A 14,889-nucleotide genomic window follows, 5' to 3' on the forward strand; every position below is an offset into this window, starting at 1 on the left:
CGGAGTTGCGCGACACCCGTGCGCTCGTGTGGGATCAGGTGCACGCCGGCCACGCACCGGCAGCAGGACCGGGGAAGGAAACCTTCACAGATGCGCCCACTGGGACCCGATGACCCGACCACCATCGGGCAGTACCGGCTACTCGGCGTCCTCGGATCCGGCGGCATGGGACGCGTCTACCTCGGACGCAACAGCGGCGGCCGCACCGTCGCGGTCAAAGTGGTCCGCCCCGACCTGTCCGACGACACCGAATTCCGCACCCGCTTCCGCCGCGAGGTCGCCGCCGCCCGCCGCGTCGCCGGACCCTATACGGTCCCCGTCCTCGACGCCGACCTCGACACCCACCGCCCCTGGCTCGCCACCGGCTTCGTCTCGGGCCTCTCGCTCAGCGACGCCGTCGACGGCTACGGACCCCTGCCCGAACCCGCACTGATCACCCTCGCCACCGGCCTCGCCCGCGCACTGGTCGACGTGCACGCCACCGGACTGGTCCACCGGGACCTGAAACCATCCAATGTGCTGCTCGCCGTGGACGGCCCGCGCGTCATCGATTTCGGCATCGCCCGCGCCGCCGACGACACCGCACTCACCACCACCGGCAAGATCATCGGCTCACCGGGCTACATGTGCCCCGAACAGATCACCGGCACGGCACCCGCCGGACCCGCGGCCGACGTGTTCGCCCTCGGCGGCCTGCTCGTCTACGCCGCCACCGGCACCGGCCCGTTCGGCAGCGGCGACTCGGTCGCCATGCTGTGGCGCGTCGTCCAGGAACAACCCCGCCTCGACGGCGTCCCCGACAGCCTCCGCACCCTGGTAGCGGCCTGCCTCGACAAGGAACCCGGAAACCGCCCCACCCCCACCGATCTCGCCGCCCGCCTCGCCCCGCTCGGCACCCCCGACACCCGCGGCTGGCTGCCCGCCCCGATTCTCGAGGACATCAGCCGCCGCGCCATCGCCCTGCTCGACCTCGAGATCCTGGCGCCGGCCGTCGACGCCCCACCGGCCCCGCTCTTCACCCAGCCTCGGGGCGGCGGCCCGCACCAGCCCACCTCGAACCCCACCGCACCCCCGCACCCCGACACGTACCCACCTGCGCCGAATCCCGCTGCGACCCAATGGCATCCACCCGGCGGACCCGCACACCCCGGCACCACCATCCGCCGCGACCTCCCGCCACCACCCGCACACCGCCCCAAACGCACCGCACTCCTCGCCGCCATCGCCGCCGCCGTCCTGGCCGCCGCGGGCACCGTCAGCGGCATCCTCGCCTACAACCACAACACCACCCACACCACCGACGCCTCCACCGCAGCACCCGACAGCCCGCCCCTCGACTCCGCCGAAGCCGAAACCTCAGCCGCCGACTCCACCAGCGCGCCCGAAACCTCCAGCACGGCAACGCCTTCCACGACCCTGCCGAGCACCTATGTCGGCACCTGGAAAGGGACCGCGACCGACGGGATCGTCACCTACAACATCGTCGTCCAACTGCACGACGGCAGCGTCGGCGACGAGCTGGGCACCGCCAGCAACACCAGCCGCAACAGCGGCGACACCTGCGAACGCGCCGAAACCCTGACCGCCGCCACCGCGGACGAGATCGCGTTGCAGGCCAGGCTGACGGCCGGCAACACGTCGGCTCTCGGCTGCCAGGACGACGGAAACTGGTCGAAGCTGAGCCTCGCGGCCGACGGCAGTGTCCGTTACCGCATGCAGGGCATCATCGGCGATATCGCCGGGACTCTCCGCAAGAATTAGCCATTTTCCGCTCACACCACCAGTTCGAAGATATCGCCCGGGTTGACGTGGTTGTAGAGGGCTTCGGCGCCGTCGGGGGTCATGCGGATGCAGCCGTGGGATTGTTCTTCGATGGGGCCGATGTGGGTGGCTATGTCGCCGTTGAAGAACACCGCGAAACGCATTTCCGCGTTGTGCATGGTGCTCCAGTGGTAGATCTTCTTGAATGCGGCGCGGAATACGCCCGGGGGAGTCTCATATCCCGGGCGGCCGTGCGAGATCGGGGTGGGGCCGAAAACCACCTTGCCGTCACTGTCGAGCAGCCAGGCCTCGTTCGTGGACAGGCGCATGCACACCTTGGCGCCGGCCTGGGTGCACGGCGCGACCACGGGAGCGGGTGGAACCAGCGGCTCGACCCCGGGGATATCGGGCCCGCCGGGCCACAGCGGGGCTGCCTGCGCGGGTCCGGCGAGCATCAGGCCCGCCGAGGCCACACCGACACCGACACACATCGCCGATCGTGCCGTCCATCCGAGGTAACGCTTGCCGCTCATCGAGTCACCGACCTCTCTAGCCATAAAACCCGCCGCCTGGCAGGTGGCAGGATCTCTCGAGCATCACAAACAATCCGTTGAGCGCAATACTAATCCGCTACCACCGGCACCCGATCACAATTGATACCCACCCGAGACCTTCGCGAGCGCGCCGATTTCCGAGAACGACACAGACCGCCCGGCAACGACAATTACCGAGATTCCCCATCCGATTACGTCACAGTGACGAATTAATGGAAGGGTGGAAATCGCAGGGGATCGGGGTATCGAGAGAGGTTTCCGTCGCATCGGAAGATTTCCTACCGAAGCACAGGTTCACCGAAAAGATCTTGAATCGTGGCTAGGCCGAAATCCGCCGAATCACGCCACGCAAACACCCGAGCGGCCATGGACGAGAACAGAGCGGCAGACCCAGGGCGGCGGCCAGCAAGCCAGAACATGCTGCAACACAACACATTCACCCCGCCGCACAAGCCCCGTTGTTGCGCCGATAATCGACATTATGTCAAGTAAGAGGCAGAGCGGCCTCCCCGAAGGAGATGATGAACCTGGACCGGTTCGACGTGCGCTGACCATCGCGGCGAGGACCTTCGGCCCTGACGTGACGCGGTAGCCGATTCCTATCGTGGATTCGAGGGTGCTCGGCCGATCGGAAGAGGCACAGCATATGACCACTCTGGGGTTCGAGGCCGACGCGATCCGCGCGGAGATCGACGGAGCCGTGCTCTCCCCGGCGACGCCGGATTCGACGAGGCACGCCGAGTGTGGAACGGCGATATCCACCGGACGCCGTCGCTGGTGGTGCGACCGGTGTCGGCGCGCGAGGTAGCGGTGTGCGTGCGCCGGCTGGCGGGCTCCGGCACGGATTTCACCGTCCGCGGCGGCGCCCACAACTATGCCGGGCACGCGGTCGCCGACGGCGCGGTAATGCTCGACCTGTCGATGCTCGATTCCGTTGTGGTGGAACCGGATTCGCAGCGCGCCCGATGTGGCGGCGGCGCCACCTGGGCGCAGTTGGACGCGGCTACGCAGGTACACGGCCTGGCGGTGACCGGCGGATTCATCAGCGACACCGGGGTCGGCGGGCTGACGCTCGGCGGCGGACTGGGCTGGCTGACCCGCCGCGCCGGATTGACTTGCGACAACCTGGTTTCCGCGCAGGTGGTGACCGCGACCGGGCAGATCGTCACCGCGTCCGCCCGGTCCCATCCCGACCTGCATTGGGCGCTGTGCGGCGGGGGCGGCAATTTCGGCATCGTGACCGAGTTCGAGTTCCGGCTGCATCCGGTGCCGCCGATGGTGCAGCTGGCCATGCTGTTCTGGACACCGGAGCAGGCCGCGGCCGGGCTGGCGGCGGTCCGCGACACCATGTACCGGCTGCCACGCACGTACGGGGTGGCGATTTTCGGGCTGTCGGCGCCACCGGAGGAATTCGTGCCGGAACACTTCCGGGGCCGCCCGGGGTGCGCGGTCGGGATCGCGGGCTGGGACGAGCCCTACCGGCTGACGGCCGCACTGGCCCCGCTGCGGGCCGCCGCGCCCGCACCGGCGTGGGAGCTGGTGACGCCGATCCCCTACCTGGCGTTGCAGCAGATGTTCGATGCGGCGGCCCCGTGGGGCATGCGTTCCTACGAAAAGTCGCTCTATGTGGACGATCTCGGGGACGCCGTGCTCGAGGCGATCGCCGCGGCCGTACCGCGCAAGGGCTCCCCGCTGACCCTCGTACCGATCTTCCCGCTCGACGGCGCGTACTGCGAGGTGCCCGAGGACGCCACGGCATTCTCCGGGCCGCGCTCCCCCGGCTGGGCCATCAACATCTCCGCCGCCTGCCCCGACCCGGCGACGTTCGACGCCGAACGGGCCTGGGTGCGCGAGCTGTGGGACACGCTGCGAGTACATGCCCGTGACGACGCCACCTACGTCAATTTCCTGGTCGAGAACGACCCGGACCGTATCCGGCGCTCCTACGGCGCGAAATACGACCGCCTCGCCGCGGTGAAGGCGGCGTGGGATCCCCGCAACGTCTTCCACCACAACGCCAACATCCCCCCGGCGGTCTGATCCACCGCTCTCCGTGCTCGCTCGTCCTCCAGGCCGACAGGCACCGAATTCGGCTGCGTGCGTGGCGGTTCGGCGTACACGTCGAGATCTACGAGTACATGGCCCGCTGCGTCGAGCGCGATGACCTGCGCGCATCGCTGGATCGCTCAGCGAGCGAGAGAGCGGATGGCGTCGGTGACGGCCGCCAAGGCCATCAGGCGGACGGTGTCGACGTGGGCGGGGATCTCGCCGGTCGCCGCGGCGATGAAGCCATCGCCGTCGAAGCGGGTGTGCGGCGGGGTGAGCGCGCGGGACAGGCCGTCGTGGGCGCCCTGGGCGACGATGCGGCACGACGGTTTGTCCAGGCGGGCGTTGGTGAGGACCGCGCCGATCGTGGTGTGGGTGCGGGCGAAATCGAAGACCTGGTCGAAGACCGCGACCGAATCCAGCGAGATCGGCGCGACGCCGTCGTCGATGTCGCCGAACGCGTTGACCGCGCACAGCGCGCCGACCACCAGATCTCCGTGCCGGTGTTCGCTGTAGGCCAGCCCGCCGGGGCGGCGACCGTCCGGGCCGCGCCACTGGGAGGTGTACGCGCCGGTACCCGCGCCGATCCGGCCGTGCAGTACCTGTTCACCCGAAACCGCCTGTGCCGCCGCATATCCCGAGTCGGCGGTGGGCCGGGCCGCAGGGTCTCCGGCGGCCAGGTCGAACAGCGCCAGGGTCGGGACCACCGGGACGGGACCCGCGGGAGTCGGGACGCCGCGATCCTGTTCCTCGAGGTAACGCAGGACGCCGTCGGCGGCGGCCAGGCCGAACGCCGACCCTCCGGTCAGCACGATCGCGTCCACGGCGAGCACCGACTTGTCCGGTGCCAGCGCATCCAGTTCCCGCGAGGCGGGCGCCCCGCCACGCACCTCGCAAGAGGCGACCGTGCCCGGGGGCAGCACCACGGCGGTGCATCCGGTCGCACCCCTCGTATCGGTCCAATGTCCCACGCGCACACCAGCTATGCCGATCCCCACGCCATCCTCCGTTCCCGGCCGCAGCCCACAGTCATCGGACACGGGCACGTCGCGCACGGCCCGACACGCACCACAACCAGCGCAGTACGTGCTCGATCCTTCCACCACCGGCACCCCGGACATCACCGGCACGGCCCGACAAGGCCAACACCCCCTGCCGCGTCCCGACAGGTTCGGCACTCTCCAGCACCGCCCGGCAGGTTCTGCGTCGTTCTCGACCAGGACATCGACGTAGGTCGCGTCGTCACGGGCATGCACTCGCGTACCCAGGCCCGCCCGGCAGGGTTCAGCGGCGGCCGAAGACGGTCGCGTGCGCCTCGTTCAGGAGCCGGACCAGCTCGTCGGAGGCCTTCTCGTCCAGGACCGCGAAGGCGGGGGCAATCAGCTCCTCGGTCAATGCCTCGGCCGCTGCCCAGCGCTGCCGCTGGTCGTCGGTGATCTCCGCGAAGGGCTCCGGCCACCCGAACAGGCGCGCCTGGTCGGGGCCGCTGTGGCGCGGCGAACCGGAGATCAGAACCGCGGCCTGCGGGCTGAGCAGCTGTGCGCGCACCGCGAGCAGATGCAGGCCGCCGCGCAACTCGCGCAGCACGTGGATCAGCTGCAGAGCCCGCGCCGGCGCGTCGGCGGCCCGGGGCAGCGCCCGCCATCCCGCGAACAACGGCACCCCGGCCGGATCGGCCGTGTCGGCCACCGCCTCCAGCAGCTCCGCCAACGGCGCCGCGCCGTCGAAGTCCGCCAGCTTCCGGCGACCGAACTCCTGGCATGCCGCGAGATAGCCGGCCGCGGCCTCGGCGGCGGGCAGCCGGACCGATTCCCATGCGGCGCGGACGGTTTCGGGCCGGAAGAACCCGAACGCCGCCGCGACGACATCGGCGTCCACCTCACCCAGCACACCCCCGCGCCCGCGCGTATAAGGCCCGAGGAACCCGTCGACACCGGTCGCGGCGCCGAACGCCTTCGCCTCGCGAGAGAACATGAATCCCCCACCGACCTGCTGAATCTGCTCTTTCACCGCGGCGGCGACCGTCACGCGCCCACCCCTTCCTCCGGAAAACCGACCCGCCGCAGCATATCTCGCTATGGTCCACTGCGGCCAGAGCCGCTGTGCCCGGGAACAAGGGGCTTGCACACCGCCCGCAACCCACCGGATGATGACGTGCGATATCCGGCACCACGTCACGGAATCGGCACACCGCCGATGACCGCGACGAGTGATCGAATACTCTCGGGGCCGGGCCCGGGAACTTCCACTTCGAAGCGAGCGACGATGGATGACGACCTCGGCGCGACCGCACCCGACCCCGGTGCCGACCGCGCTACGGCAACACAGACCGCGTTGACGAGCCTGGTTGCCCTGTTCTCCGAACAATGGCAATCCACCGGCACACCCCCCGACCTGTCCGCGCACCTGCCCGCCGAACCCGCCCTGCGCCGCACCGCCCTCATCGAACTGATCAAGGTCGACCTGCAAGAACGCTGGCAACGCGACGACGACGCCCCACGCCTGGCCGACTACCGCGACCGCTACCCCGAACTGGCCGCCGCACCCCTGCCCCCGGACCTGATCTACGAGGAAATCAGCGCCCGCAGCCGCCGCACCGACATCGACCTGCGCGAATACGAGCAGGACTACCCCACCCAAATGGCCCGCATCACCGAGGGATTCGACGTCGACGGCCTGCGCACCACCATGCTCGCCGACCCCACCGCCCTCGACGCGCTCGACACCATCAACCCCGGCGCCACCATCGACGACTTCGACCTGCTGCTCCCCCTCGGCCACGGCGCCTTCGCCCGCGTCTTCCTCGCCCGCCAGCGCACCCTCGGCCGCCTCGTCGCGGTCAAGATCTCCCACGACCGCGGCACCGAACCCCAAACCCTCGCCCAGCTCGACCACGACCACATCGTGCGCGTCTTCGACCAGCGCCAGATCACCGACCAGCACCTCAAACTCATGTACATGCAGTACGTGCCCGGCGGCACCCTGCTCGGCGTGCTGCGACTGCTACGCCGCACCCCACCCGAACGCCGCTCCGGCCGACTGCTGCTCGAGGCCGTCGACGCCGCCGCCACCACCGGCGGCGTCCTCGAACCCCAACCCTCCGCCACCCGCGCCGAACTCCAGCGACTCACCTGGCCCGAAACCGTCGCCTGGCTCGGCAGCCGCCTCGCCGCCGCCCTCGACTACGCCAACCACCGCGGCGTCCTGCACCGCGACATCAAACCCGCCAACGTCCTGCTCACCGCCGACGGCCTCCCCAAACTCGCCGACTTCAACATCAGCTTCAGCCGCCACCTGCCCGGCGCCAACCCCGTCGCCTACTTCGGCGGCTCCCTGCCCTACATGGCGCCCGAACAACTCGAGGCCTGCCACCCGCAAAGCTCCACCACCGCCGCCGACCTCGACACCCGCAGCGACCTCTACGCCCTCGCCGTCGTGCTCTGGGAACTCCTCACCGGACACCTCCCCTTCGACGACGAACACGGCGCCGGCGAAACCGAACACTCACTGCACGCCATGATCGAACGCCGCCGCCGGCCCATCGCACCGGCCACCGAGGCCACCCTGCCCGACGACTGCCCCGCAGTGCTCCGCCACGCCCTGCTCACCTGCCTCGCCCCCGACCCCGCCGACCGCTACGCCAACGGCCTCGAACTCGCCCACCAACTCGAACTCAGCCAGGACCGTGCCGCCCGCGACCTCGTCGACCCACCCGCCCACAGCCTGCGCGCCCGCCTCAAAATGCGCCCCATGCCCGTGGTCACCCTGTCCAGCCTGCTCGGACAGCTACTCGGCGGCATGTACCTGGCCGCACACAACATCGGACTCATCCGCCACGAACTCGGCGCCGACGCCGCCGCCCAGATCACCCGCCTCGGCTACCTGCTCATCGTCATCGCCTACCCGCTCGCCATCGCCTTCCTGCTCTACTGGTGCCGGCTGGTGCTGCTGGTACCCGTCGGCCTGCGCCGCGGCAGACAATTCGACCCGCCCACCCTCGCCAAGGCCCGCGGCGACACCCTGGCCTGCGGCGACCGCATCGCCGTGGTCACCTTCGCCGGATGGATCGCCGCCATGGGCGTCTTCCTGGTGAAACTGCACTCCCTCGGCACCCTCCCGGCCGGGCTCACCGTCAACCTCATCGCCTCCAACCTCGTCGCCGCCGCGGTCGCCGTCGTCTACACCTACTTCCCCGTCACCTTCTTCATGCTGCGCTGGTACTACCCCGGCCTCGTCGCCGCCGGACACACCACCACCGACGACGTCACCCGACTGCACCGCCTCGTCCGCCGCAGCCGCGTGTATCTCGGTGTGGCCGCGACGGTTCCACTCGTCGGCGTCCCCGCCGGACTCGTCTTCCTCACCCCGCACCAGCAGCAACTGGTCCTCGGCACGATCGTAGGCCTCTGTGTCGGTGGACTTTTCGCGTTCGCCATCGCACTGCGCGCCTTCTACGCACTCGAATCCGACCTCCACGCACTCGACCGCATCGTCGACCCCCGCACCCACGGCTGACCACCGATCAAGATCGGCTAACCTGCCACGGTGCTAGGACATTCACATGCGACCAGTGGCGCACTGGCCTGGGCGGGAGCCGCTGCGGTGCTGCCACTTTCGATTCTCACCTACCCCGTACTGCAGAGCGGCCAGCAACTCCGCACCGTCGACCTGCTCATGGGCACCTTCCTCACCGCCGGCGCCGCCCTGCTTCCCGACGCCGACCACCCCAACGGCACCATTTCGCATGTGCTCGGCCCGATCTCGCACACCGCCTGCCGACTCATCTCCGCCATCTCCGGCGGACACCGCCACGCCACCCACTCCCTGGCCTTCGTCGTCGCCGCCGCCTTCGGCACCTGGGCCGGCGAACACTGGATCGGCCGCTGGTTCACCCTCGGACTCGTCTTCTTCCTGCTCGCCCTCGCCCTGCGCGCCCTCAACCTGTGCCCGCCAGGCGAAGGCTTCCGCTCCTACTTCTCCGTCACCGTGCTCGCCGTCGCCGGCACCTTCGCCATGGACCACTGGATCTCCGACAAACCGTCCTGGCTGCCGTTCTCCGTCGGCCTCGGCGCACTGGCCCACCTGCTCGGCGACTGCCTCACCGACCGCGGCTGCCGACTGCTGTGGCCGTTCAAACCACGCTTCAGCGTGCCCATCATCGACCGCACCGGCAACAAGGTCGAAACCTGGGTGATCTCACCACTGTTCGTGCTCGGCACGCTCGCCGTGCTCTGGTACATCGTCACCCACCAGCCCTAGCAGAGCCACCGCGTCGCGGTCCGGGCCGTCCGGCGCGGCCTGGAACGCGACGAACCGCTGACCGTCCGGCGCGGTGAGAATCTCCGACGTCAACGCGAACCGCCCCACCGCCGGATGCCGGAACACCCGCCGCGAACCCCGCTTCGTACGCACGTCGTAATGCGCCCACAGCTCCGCGAATTCGGCACTCGCGGCAGACAATTCCGCCGTCAACACCGCCAGTCCCGGCGACGACGGATCCTCACCCTGCACCGTCCGCAGATGCGCCACACAGTCTTTCGCCATCGCCTCCCAGTCCTCGAACACCGCCCGCGCCGCCGGATGCGCGAACACGTACCGAACCAGGTTGCGCCGCACCGGCTCCCACTCGGTGATACCCGACAGCAGCCGCAGCCCTTCCGGATTCGCCGCCAGCACATTGCTCCACCGATCGAGCACGAACGACGGCGTCGGACACACCGACTCCAGCAACGCCACCAAACCCGGCCGCGCCGCCACCGGCACCGGCACCGGCCGCCCCCGACGATCCGCCACCACCCGCGCCAACCGGTACAGATGCGCGCGCTCGTCCTCGTCCAGCCGCAGCGCCACCGCCAGCCCGTCCAGCACCGCCAGACTCGGATTCGTATCCCGCCCCTGCTCCAACCGGACGTAATAGTCGACACTCAAACCCGCCAGCGACGCCACCTCCTCACGCCGCAACCCCGGCGTTTGCCGCCGGCCCGTCCCCACCGGCAACCCCACCTGCTCCGGCCGCACCCGTCCCCGGCGGGCCCGCAGGAAATCCCCCAGCACACGACGTTCACTCACCCGACCAGTCTGCCCCCGGACCATGCTCCCCGGGGTGGCCCCGCCAGGGCCAGGCCACACACGGCCTCCCCGCACCTGCCCGCAGCCGCCACAGTCGACGCCATGACCCACACCCTCATCATCGGCGGCGGCTCCGGCATGGGCCTCGCCCTCGCGGCCCGGCTACTCACCGAAGGACACGACGTCACCATCGCCGGACGCTCCACCACCCGCCTCGCCGACGCCGCCACCACCCTCGACGGCGGAAACCGCCTGCACCACAGGCAAGTCGACATCGCCGACGAAAGCTCCGTCGAACACCTCTTCGCCGACCGCACCACCCTCGACCACGTCGTCGTCACCGCCGCCGACATGAGCACCGGCTACGGCCCACTCCGCCGATTCGCGCTCACCGACGCCCGCACCGTCGTGGACATCAAGGTGCTCGGCCCCTGGCTCGTCGCCAAACACGCCGCACCACTGCTCACCGGATCGCTCACCGTCACCTCCGGCATCGCCGCCTACCGGCCCGCCGTCGGCGGCTCCATGGTCGCCACCGCCAACGCCGCACTGGAAGGACTAGTCCGCGCCCTCGCCCTCGAACTCGCCCCGGTCCGCGTCAACGCCGTCTCCCCCGGCTGGGTCGACACCCCCATCTGGACACAATTCGCCGGCGACGCCAAAGACGAACGACTCACCGCCATGGCCCGACGACTCCCCGGCAAACGCGTCGGCCGCCCCGACGACCTCGCCGGCGCCTTCCTCGCCGTCATGACCAACGAATTCCTCACCGGCACCGTCCTCCACGTCGACGGCGGACACCGCCTCGTGTAGCGCCGCGATCACGGCACACCCGCGGCCCGCGTGGTCTAAGTTCGTGCCATCGACCACCGAAAGGGGCCGCCCGTGCCGGATCGGGAAGAACTCACCTGGGACCTGTTCGGCTCGGCGAGCCGCGAACTCGCCGAACAGGTCGCCGCCGACGGCTTCGAACCCGACCTCATCCTGTCCATCGCCCGCGGCGGACTCTTCGTCGCCGGCGCCCTCGGCTACGCCCTCGATGTGAAGAACCTGCACGTCATGAACGTCGAGTTCTACACCGGCGTCGACCAGCGCCTCGACCTGCCCGTCATGCTCCCGCCCGTCCCGCAGGCCGTCGACCTGGCCGGCGCGCGCGTCCTCGTCGCCGACGACGTCGCCGACACCGGCGCCACCCTGAAACTCGTGCGCGACTTCTGCGCCGACAAGGTCGCCGAGGTCCGCTGCGCGGTTATCTACCAGAAGCCCCGCTCGGAGGTCGACTGCCAGTACGTGTGGCGGCGTACCAACCGCTGGATCAACTTCCCCTGGTCCGTCCAGCCCCCCGTCGTGGCCCGCACCGCCCGCGTGCTCGACGCCTGACCACCCCCGGACACACCGAGGGCGGCCGCCGCACCGTGGTGCGACGGCCGCCCTCGTCCGACAACAGCCTCAGGCCAGCTGAGCCGACACGATCGTGATCGGCTCCACCGGCACATCCTGGTGGCCCGACCGCGAACCGGTCCGGACATCGTTGATGGAGTCCACTACGTCCGTACCGTCCACGACCTTGCCGAACACCGCGTAACCCCAGCCGTCCTGACCCGGATGGTTGAGGAAGTCGTTGTTCGAGGTGTTGATGAAGAACTGCGCACTCGCCGAATGCGGATCGGAAGTGCGGGCCATCGCCACCGTGTACTTATCGTTGCGCAACCCGTTGCTCGCCTCGTTCTCCACCCGGTTGGGCGCCGGCTTCTGCTGCATGTCCGCGGTCATACCGCCGCCCTGCACCATGAAGCCGGAAATGACCCGGTGGAAAATCGTCCCGTCGTAGTGACCGGCCTTCACGTAATCCACGAAGTTGGCGACCGTCTTCGGCGCCCTCGTCTCGTCGAGTTCGAGCGTGATGTCCCCGGCTGAGGTATTCAGCAGCACTTTGGTCATCCGGCCATCGTATGGGAGCCGTCCTCGCCCCGAGCGCCCACCCACGATCCTGTTCCCCGCCAGCCGGTTCGGCCCGGCGACCAACCAGACCCGCTTTCTCGTCTGGGCAGGTGGTGATGTGTGCATTGGTGAGCTTTTCGCGGTCGTGACTGCATGAGTGGGTACAAGACGGGTATACATGCCTAAATTCGCATGTCTACATCTAGGTATGATTTAACGCCTTGCCGCCGCTCAGGCGCCTGGTACGACCTCGTACAGCTCCAGCGGCAGCTCGTCCGGATCGAAGAAGAAGGCGAACCGCTTCCCCGTGTACTCGTCGACCCGCACGTCCTCGGTCGCCACTCCCCTACCCCGCAACTCCGCCAGCGCCGCCGCCACATCGGGCACCGCGAAGGCCAGGTGCCGCAGCCCGCGCGCCTCCGGCCGCGACGGCCGTGCCGGCGGGTCGGGGAACGAGAACAACTCCAACTGCCCACCGTCCGGCAACGCGAGATCCAGTTTGTACGAACGACGTTCGGCCCGATAGTTCTCCGCCAGCACCCGCAGGCCCAGGACTTCGGTGTAGAACGACTTCGATCGCTCGTAGTCGGAGGCGATGATCGCCACATGGTGGATCCGCAGCAGGTCCATGCGCCGACGCTAACCCACGCCCGGACGCACCATGCTCCCCTCCCCCTCGTCGGTGCTGCTTTGAAAGTGAGCACGTTGTCGGGTGACATGGCTGTGAGCGCTTTTAATGCATAGATGCGCATATGCCCATTTAGGTATTTTTTAAAGGAGTCGATAAATGCCGATCCTGCGGTCACTCCGGCCGGTCAGATTCGCAGCGTCGACTCGGCGGCCTCCAAGGTCATCCCCCGGTACGAGCCGCCGAACAGCACAACATGCACGAGCAGCGGATACAGCTGATGCAGCGGAATGCGTTGCCGCCAACCCGGTTTCAGCGGACTCGCCTCCTGGTAGGCGGAGCGGATCCGGTCCAGGTGCGCAGCGCCGAACAGGGCCAGCATGGCGAGATCGGTCTCCCGGTGACCGCCGTGTGCCGACGGATCGATCAGCCGTACACCGTCGGCGGTCCACAGAAGATTTCCGGACCAGAGGTCGCCGTGAATGCGACTGGGCGGCTCCGGATCACCGGCCAGGCGGTCGATGTCGGTGATGACGCGCTCGAGCAGGCGCAGGCCCGGATCGCCCAGCACGGGTGCGGCGGCCGGGAGCAGCGGCGCCAGCCTGCGTTCGGCATACCACCGCCCCCACTCCCCCGTCGTCGGTGAATTGTCTTGCGGCACAGTGGCGATGAAGCCCGGCCACGGTGCGCCGAAGGTTTCGGGACGGGAGTCGTGCAGCGCGGCGAGGGCGCGGCCGAGCTCCTCGGCCGCGGCCGGGTCGGGTGTGGTCTCGTCCAGCCAGGGCAGCACGAGGGTCCGCCCGTCCTCCCCCAGCACCGGCGGCACCAGGCCGTCGCGGGCGCCCTCCCCCAGCCAGCGCAGGCTGTCCGCTTCCGCGCGTAGTGCTTGTCCGGCAGTGGAATCCGGTGCGCCGGTCACCGCTTTCACGAAGACGGTCCGGCCGTCGGCGAGGCGGGCTCGGTGCAGTGTCCACGCGTGCCGGTGGCCGAGGTCCGCGATGTCGGCCACCTCGACACCCAGCAGGTCGTGTACGCGGGCCGCGGCTTCGCTCATGGGCTCGATTGTGCACGCGGCCGGGCGCTAGCCGACCGGCGAGTTGTCGCGCAGGTATTGGGCCGTGGCGGGGTCGGCGGGAAAGAAGGATTCGATGGCCAGTTCGGCGACCGTCACATTCATGGGCGTGCCGAAGACGGTCATGGCGCTGAGGAAGGCCAGGTCGGCGCCGTTGTGGCGGAGGCGGAGCGGGACTACGGCCTGTTCGGGTTCGGGCAGGCCGGGCGGATGCTCGCCGCCCGGGTATGCGCGCAGTTCGGTGGAGAGGGCGGTGAGGTGCGCGGAGCCGGTGATCTCGATCTGGCGCTGCAGGCGTTCGAACAGGTGTCCGCGCCATTCGGCGAGGTTGATGATCCGCGGGGCGAGGCCGTCGGGGTGCAGGCTGAGGCGCAGTGCGTTGACCGGTGGGGTGAGCAGTTCGGGCGCGACGTCGGCGAGGAAGAGGCCGGCGCTGGCGTTGGCGTCGACCATGTTCCAGTGCATGTCGACCGCGAGTGCGGGGTGTGGTTCGTGGCCGACGAGGATCTGGCGCATGGCGGTGCGGACCGGCTCCATCTGCGGGGTGTCCAATCCGGGTTCGGCGTATACGGGTGCGAAGCCGGCGGCGAGCAGGACGCGGTTGCGTTCGCGCAGTGGGATTTCCAGTTCCTCCGACAGGTGCAGGATCATCTGGCGGCTCGGAGTGGCGCGACCGGTTTCGATGAAGCTGAGGTGCCGGGCGGAGGTTTCGGCACGGCCGGCCAGTTCCAGCTGGCTGAGGCGGCGGGTGACTCGCCAATGCCGGAGCAGGTCGCCTGCGGTCTGGGTTTGCACGTGCTCGATCGTACGGAGACGGG

Annotated in this window: 14 protein-coding genes; 6 read left to right on the forward strand and 8 right to left on the reverse strand. The window is 69.3% G+C overall.

The window, feature by feature from the left end; translation table 11 throughout:
• Positions 1 to 90 precede the first annotated feature (90 nt).
• The gene (locus ACFMRZ_RS05695) at positions 91 to 1,761 is read left to right on the forward strand and encodes a protein kinase (protein ID WP_400178204.1); all 1,671 of its coding nucleotides are present in this window, start codon (positions 91 to 93) and stop codon (positions 1,759 to 1,761) included.
• Between the two features lie 11 nt (positions 1,762 to 1,772).
• Here the strand turns inward: ACFMRZ_RS05695 and ACFMRZ_RS05700 are convergent, their stop codons facing one another.
• On the reverse strand, positions 1,773 to 2,294 hold the full coding sequence (locus ACFMRZ_RS05700; RefSeq protein ID WP_280367838.1) for a L,D-transpeptidase: 522 nt from the start codon (positions 2,292 to 2,294) through the stop codon (positions 1,773 to 1,775).
• A 762-nt stretch (positions 2,295 to 3,056) separates the two neighbouring features.
• Between ACFMRZ_RS05700 and ACFMRZ_RS05705 the strand changes: the two genes are divergently transcribed.
• Positions 3,057 to 4,355 (forward strand): FAD-binding oxidoreductase, encoded by a 1,299-nt coding sequence (locus ACFMRZ_RS05705; RefSeq protein ID WP_400178205.1) that lies wholly within the window; start codon positions 3,057 to 3,059, stop codon positions 4,353 to 4,355.
• A 146-nt stretch (positions 4,356 to 4,501) separates the two neighbouring features.
• Here ACFMRZ_RS05705 and ACFMRZ_RS05710 read toward each other — a convergent pair whose 3' ends face one another.
• A complete protein-coding gene (locus ACFMRZ_RS05710; RefSeq protein ID WP_400178206.1) occupies positions 4,502 to 5,359 on the reverse strand; it encodes a P1 family peptidase in 858 nt (285 codons plus the stop codon).
• Between the two features lie 286 nt (positions 5,360 to 5,645).
• Positions 5,646 to 6,389, reverse strand: a complete 744-nt coding sequence (locus ACFMRZ_RS05715) for a hypothetical protein (protein WP_400178207.1) — start codon at positions 6,387 to 6,389, stop codon at positions 5,646 to 5,648.
• 237 nt (positions 6,390 to 6,626) lie between these two features.
• Between ACFMRZ_RS05715 and ACFMRZ_RS05720 the strand changes: the two genes are divergently transcribed.
• Both ACFMRZ_RS05720 and ACFMRZ_RS05725 read left to right on the forward strand, forming a co-directional pair.
• Positions 6,627 to 8,876 carry a serine/threonine-protein kinase gene (locus ACFMRZ_RS05720; RefSeq protein ID WP_400178208.1) on the forward strand — a complete coding sequence of 750 codons (2,250 nt, stop codon included), beginning with the start codon at positions 6,627 to 6,629 and terminating at the stop codon, positions 8,874 to 8,876.
• A 30-nt stretch (positions 8,877 to 8,906) separates the two neighbouring features.
• Positions 8,907 to 9,620, forward strand: coding sequence for a metal-dependent hydrolase (locus ACFMRZ_RS05725; protein WP_280275019.1), 714 nt, complete (start codon positions 8,907 to 8,909; stop codon positions 9,618 to 9,620).
• On the opposite strand, the gene ACFMRZ_RS05730 is transcribed toward ACFMRZ_RS05725, so the two are convergent.
• Entirely contained in the window at positions 9,558 to 10,430 is an 873-nt protein-coding gene (locus ACFMRZ_RS05730) for a helix-turn-helix transcriptional regulator (RefSeq protein ID WP_400178209.1), read from the reverse strand. The genes ACFMRZ_RS05725 and ACFMRZ_RS05730 overlap by 63 nt on opposite strands.
• A 102-nt stretch (positions 10,431 to 10,532) precedes the next feature.
• Between ACFMRZ_RS05730 and ACFMRZ_RS05735 the strand changes: the two genes are divergently transcribed.
• Positions 10,533 to 11,243, forward strand: a complete 711-nt coding sequence (locus tag ACFMRZ_RS05735) for an SDR family oxidoreductase (protein ID WP_400178210.1) — start codon at positions 10,533 to 10,535, stop codon at positions 11,241 to 11,243.
• A 72-nt stretch (positions 11,244 to 11,315) separates the two neighbouring features.
• Positions 11,316 to 11,810 carry a phosphoribosyltransferase gene (locus tag ACFMRZ_RS05740; protein WP_400178211.1) on the forward strand — a complete coding sequence of 165 codons (495 nt, stop codon included), beginning with the start codon at positions 11,316 to 11,318 and terminating at the stop codon, positions 11,808 to 11,810.
• A gap of 69 nt (positions 11,811 to 11,879) precedes the next feature.
• Here the strand turns inward: ACFMRZ_RS05740 and ACFMRZ_RS05745 are convergent, their stop codons facing one another.
• The 4 genes from ACFMRZ_RS05745 to ACFMRZ_RS05760 all read right to left on the reverse strand — a co-directional run bounded on the left by ACFMRZ_RS05745 (position 11,880) and on the right by ACFMRZ_RS05760 (position 14,866).
• Entirely contained in the window at positions 11,880 to 12,371 is a 492-nt protein-coding gene (locus ACFMRZ_RS05745; RefSeq protein WP_400178212.1) for a peptidylprolyl isomerase, read from the reverse strand.
• Positions 12,372 to 12,602: 231 nt separating this feature from the next.
• Complete coding sequence (locus ACFMRZ_RS05750) at positions 12,603 to 13,001, reverse strand: VOC family protein (RefSeq protein ID WP_400178213.1); 399 nt, start codon at positions 12,999 to 13,001, stop codon at positions 12,603 to 12,605.
• A gap of 185 nt (positions 13,002 to 13,186) precedes the next feature.
• Positions 13,187 to 14,053 (reverse strand): fructosamine kinase family protein, encoded by an 867-nt coding sequence (locus ACFMRZ_RS05755; RefSeq protein WP_400178214.1) that lies wholly within the window; start codon positions 14,051 to 14,053, stop codon positions 13,187 to 13,189.
• Positions 14,054 to 14,080: 27 nt separating this feature from the next.
• On the reverse strand, positions 14,081 to 14,866 hold the full coding sequence (locus tag ACFMRZ_RS05760) for a helix-turn-helix domain-containing protein (RefSeq protein WP_400178215.1): 786 nt from the start codon (positions 14,864 to 14,866) through the stop codon (positions 14,081 to 14,083).
• Positions 14,867 to 14,889: the final 23 nt, after the last annotated feature.

Origin of the sequence: Nocardia sp. N2S4-5 (assembly GCF_044628355.1) — a bacterium.
Classification (GTDB): Bacteria; Actinomycetota; Actinomycetes; order Mycobacteriales; family Mycobacteriaceae; genus Nocardia; species Nocardia wallacei_B.

Excerpts from the sequence above, each read along its gene's own strand:
- ACFMRZ_RS05700 (WP_280367838.1), bottom strand. The coding sequence starts at position 2,294 with ATGAGCGGCAAGCGTTACCTCGGATGGACGGCACGATCGGCGATGTGT.
- ACFMRZ_RS05720 (WP_400178208.1), top strand. The coding sequence starts at position 6,627 with ATGGATGACGACCTCGGCGCGACCGCACCCGACCCCGGTGCCGACCGC.
- ACFMRZ_RS05755 (WP_400178214.1), bottom strand. The coding sequence starts at position 14,053 with ATGAGCGAAGCCGCGGCCCGCGTACACGACCTGCTGGGTGTCGAGGTG.
- ACFMRZ_RS05735 (WP_400178210.1), top strand. The coding sequence starts at position 10,533 with ATGACCCACACCCTCATCATCGGCGGCGGCTCCGGCATGGGCCTCGCC.
- ACFMRZ_RS05750 (WP_400178213.1), bottom strand. The coding sequence starts at position 13,001 with ATGGACCTGCTGCGGATCCACCATGTGGCGATCATCGCCTCCGACTAC.
- ACFMRZ_RS05745 (WP_400178212.1), bottom strand. The coding sequence starts at position 12,371 with ATGACCAAAGTGCTGCTGAATACCTCAGCCGGGGACATCACGCTCGAA.
- ACFMRZ_RS05695 (WP_400178204.1), top strand. The coding sequence starts at position 91 with ATGCGCCCACTGGGACCCGATGACCCGACCACCATCGGGCAGTACCGG.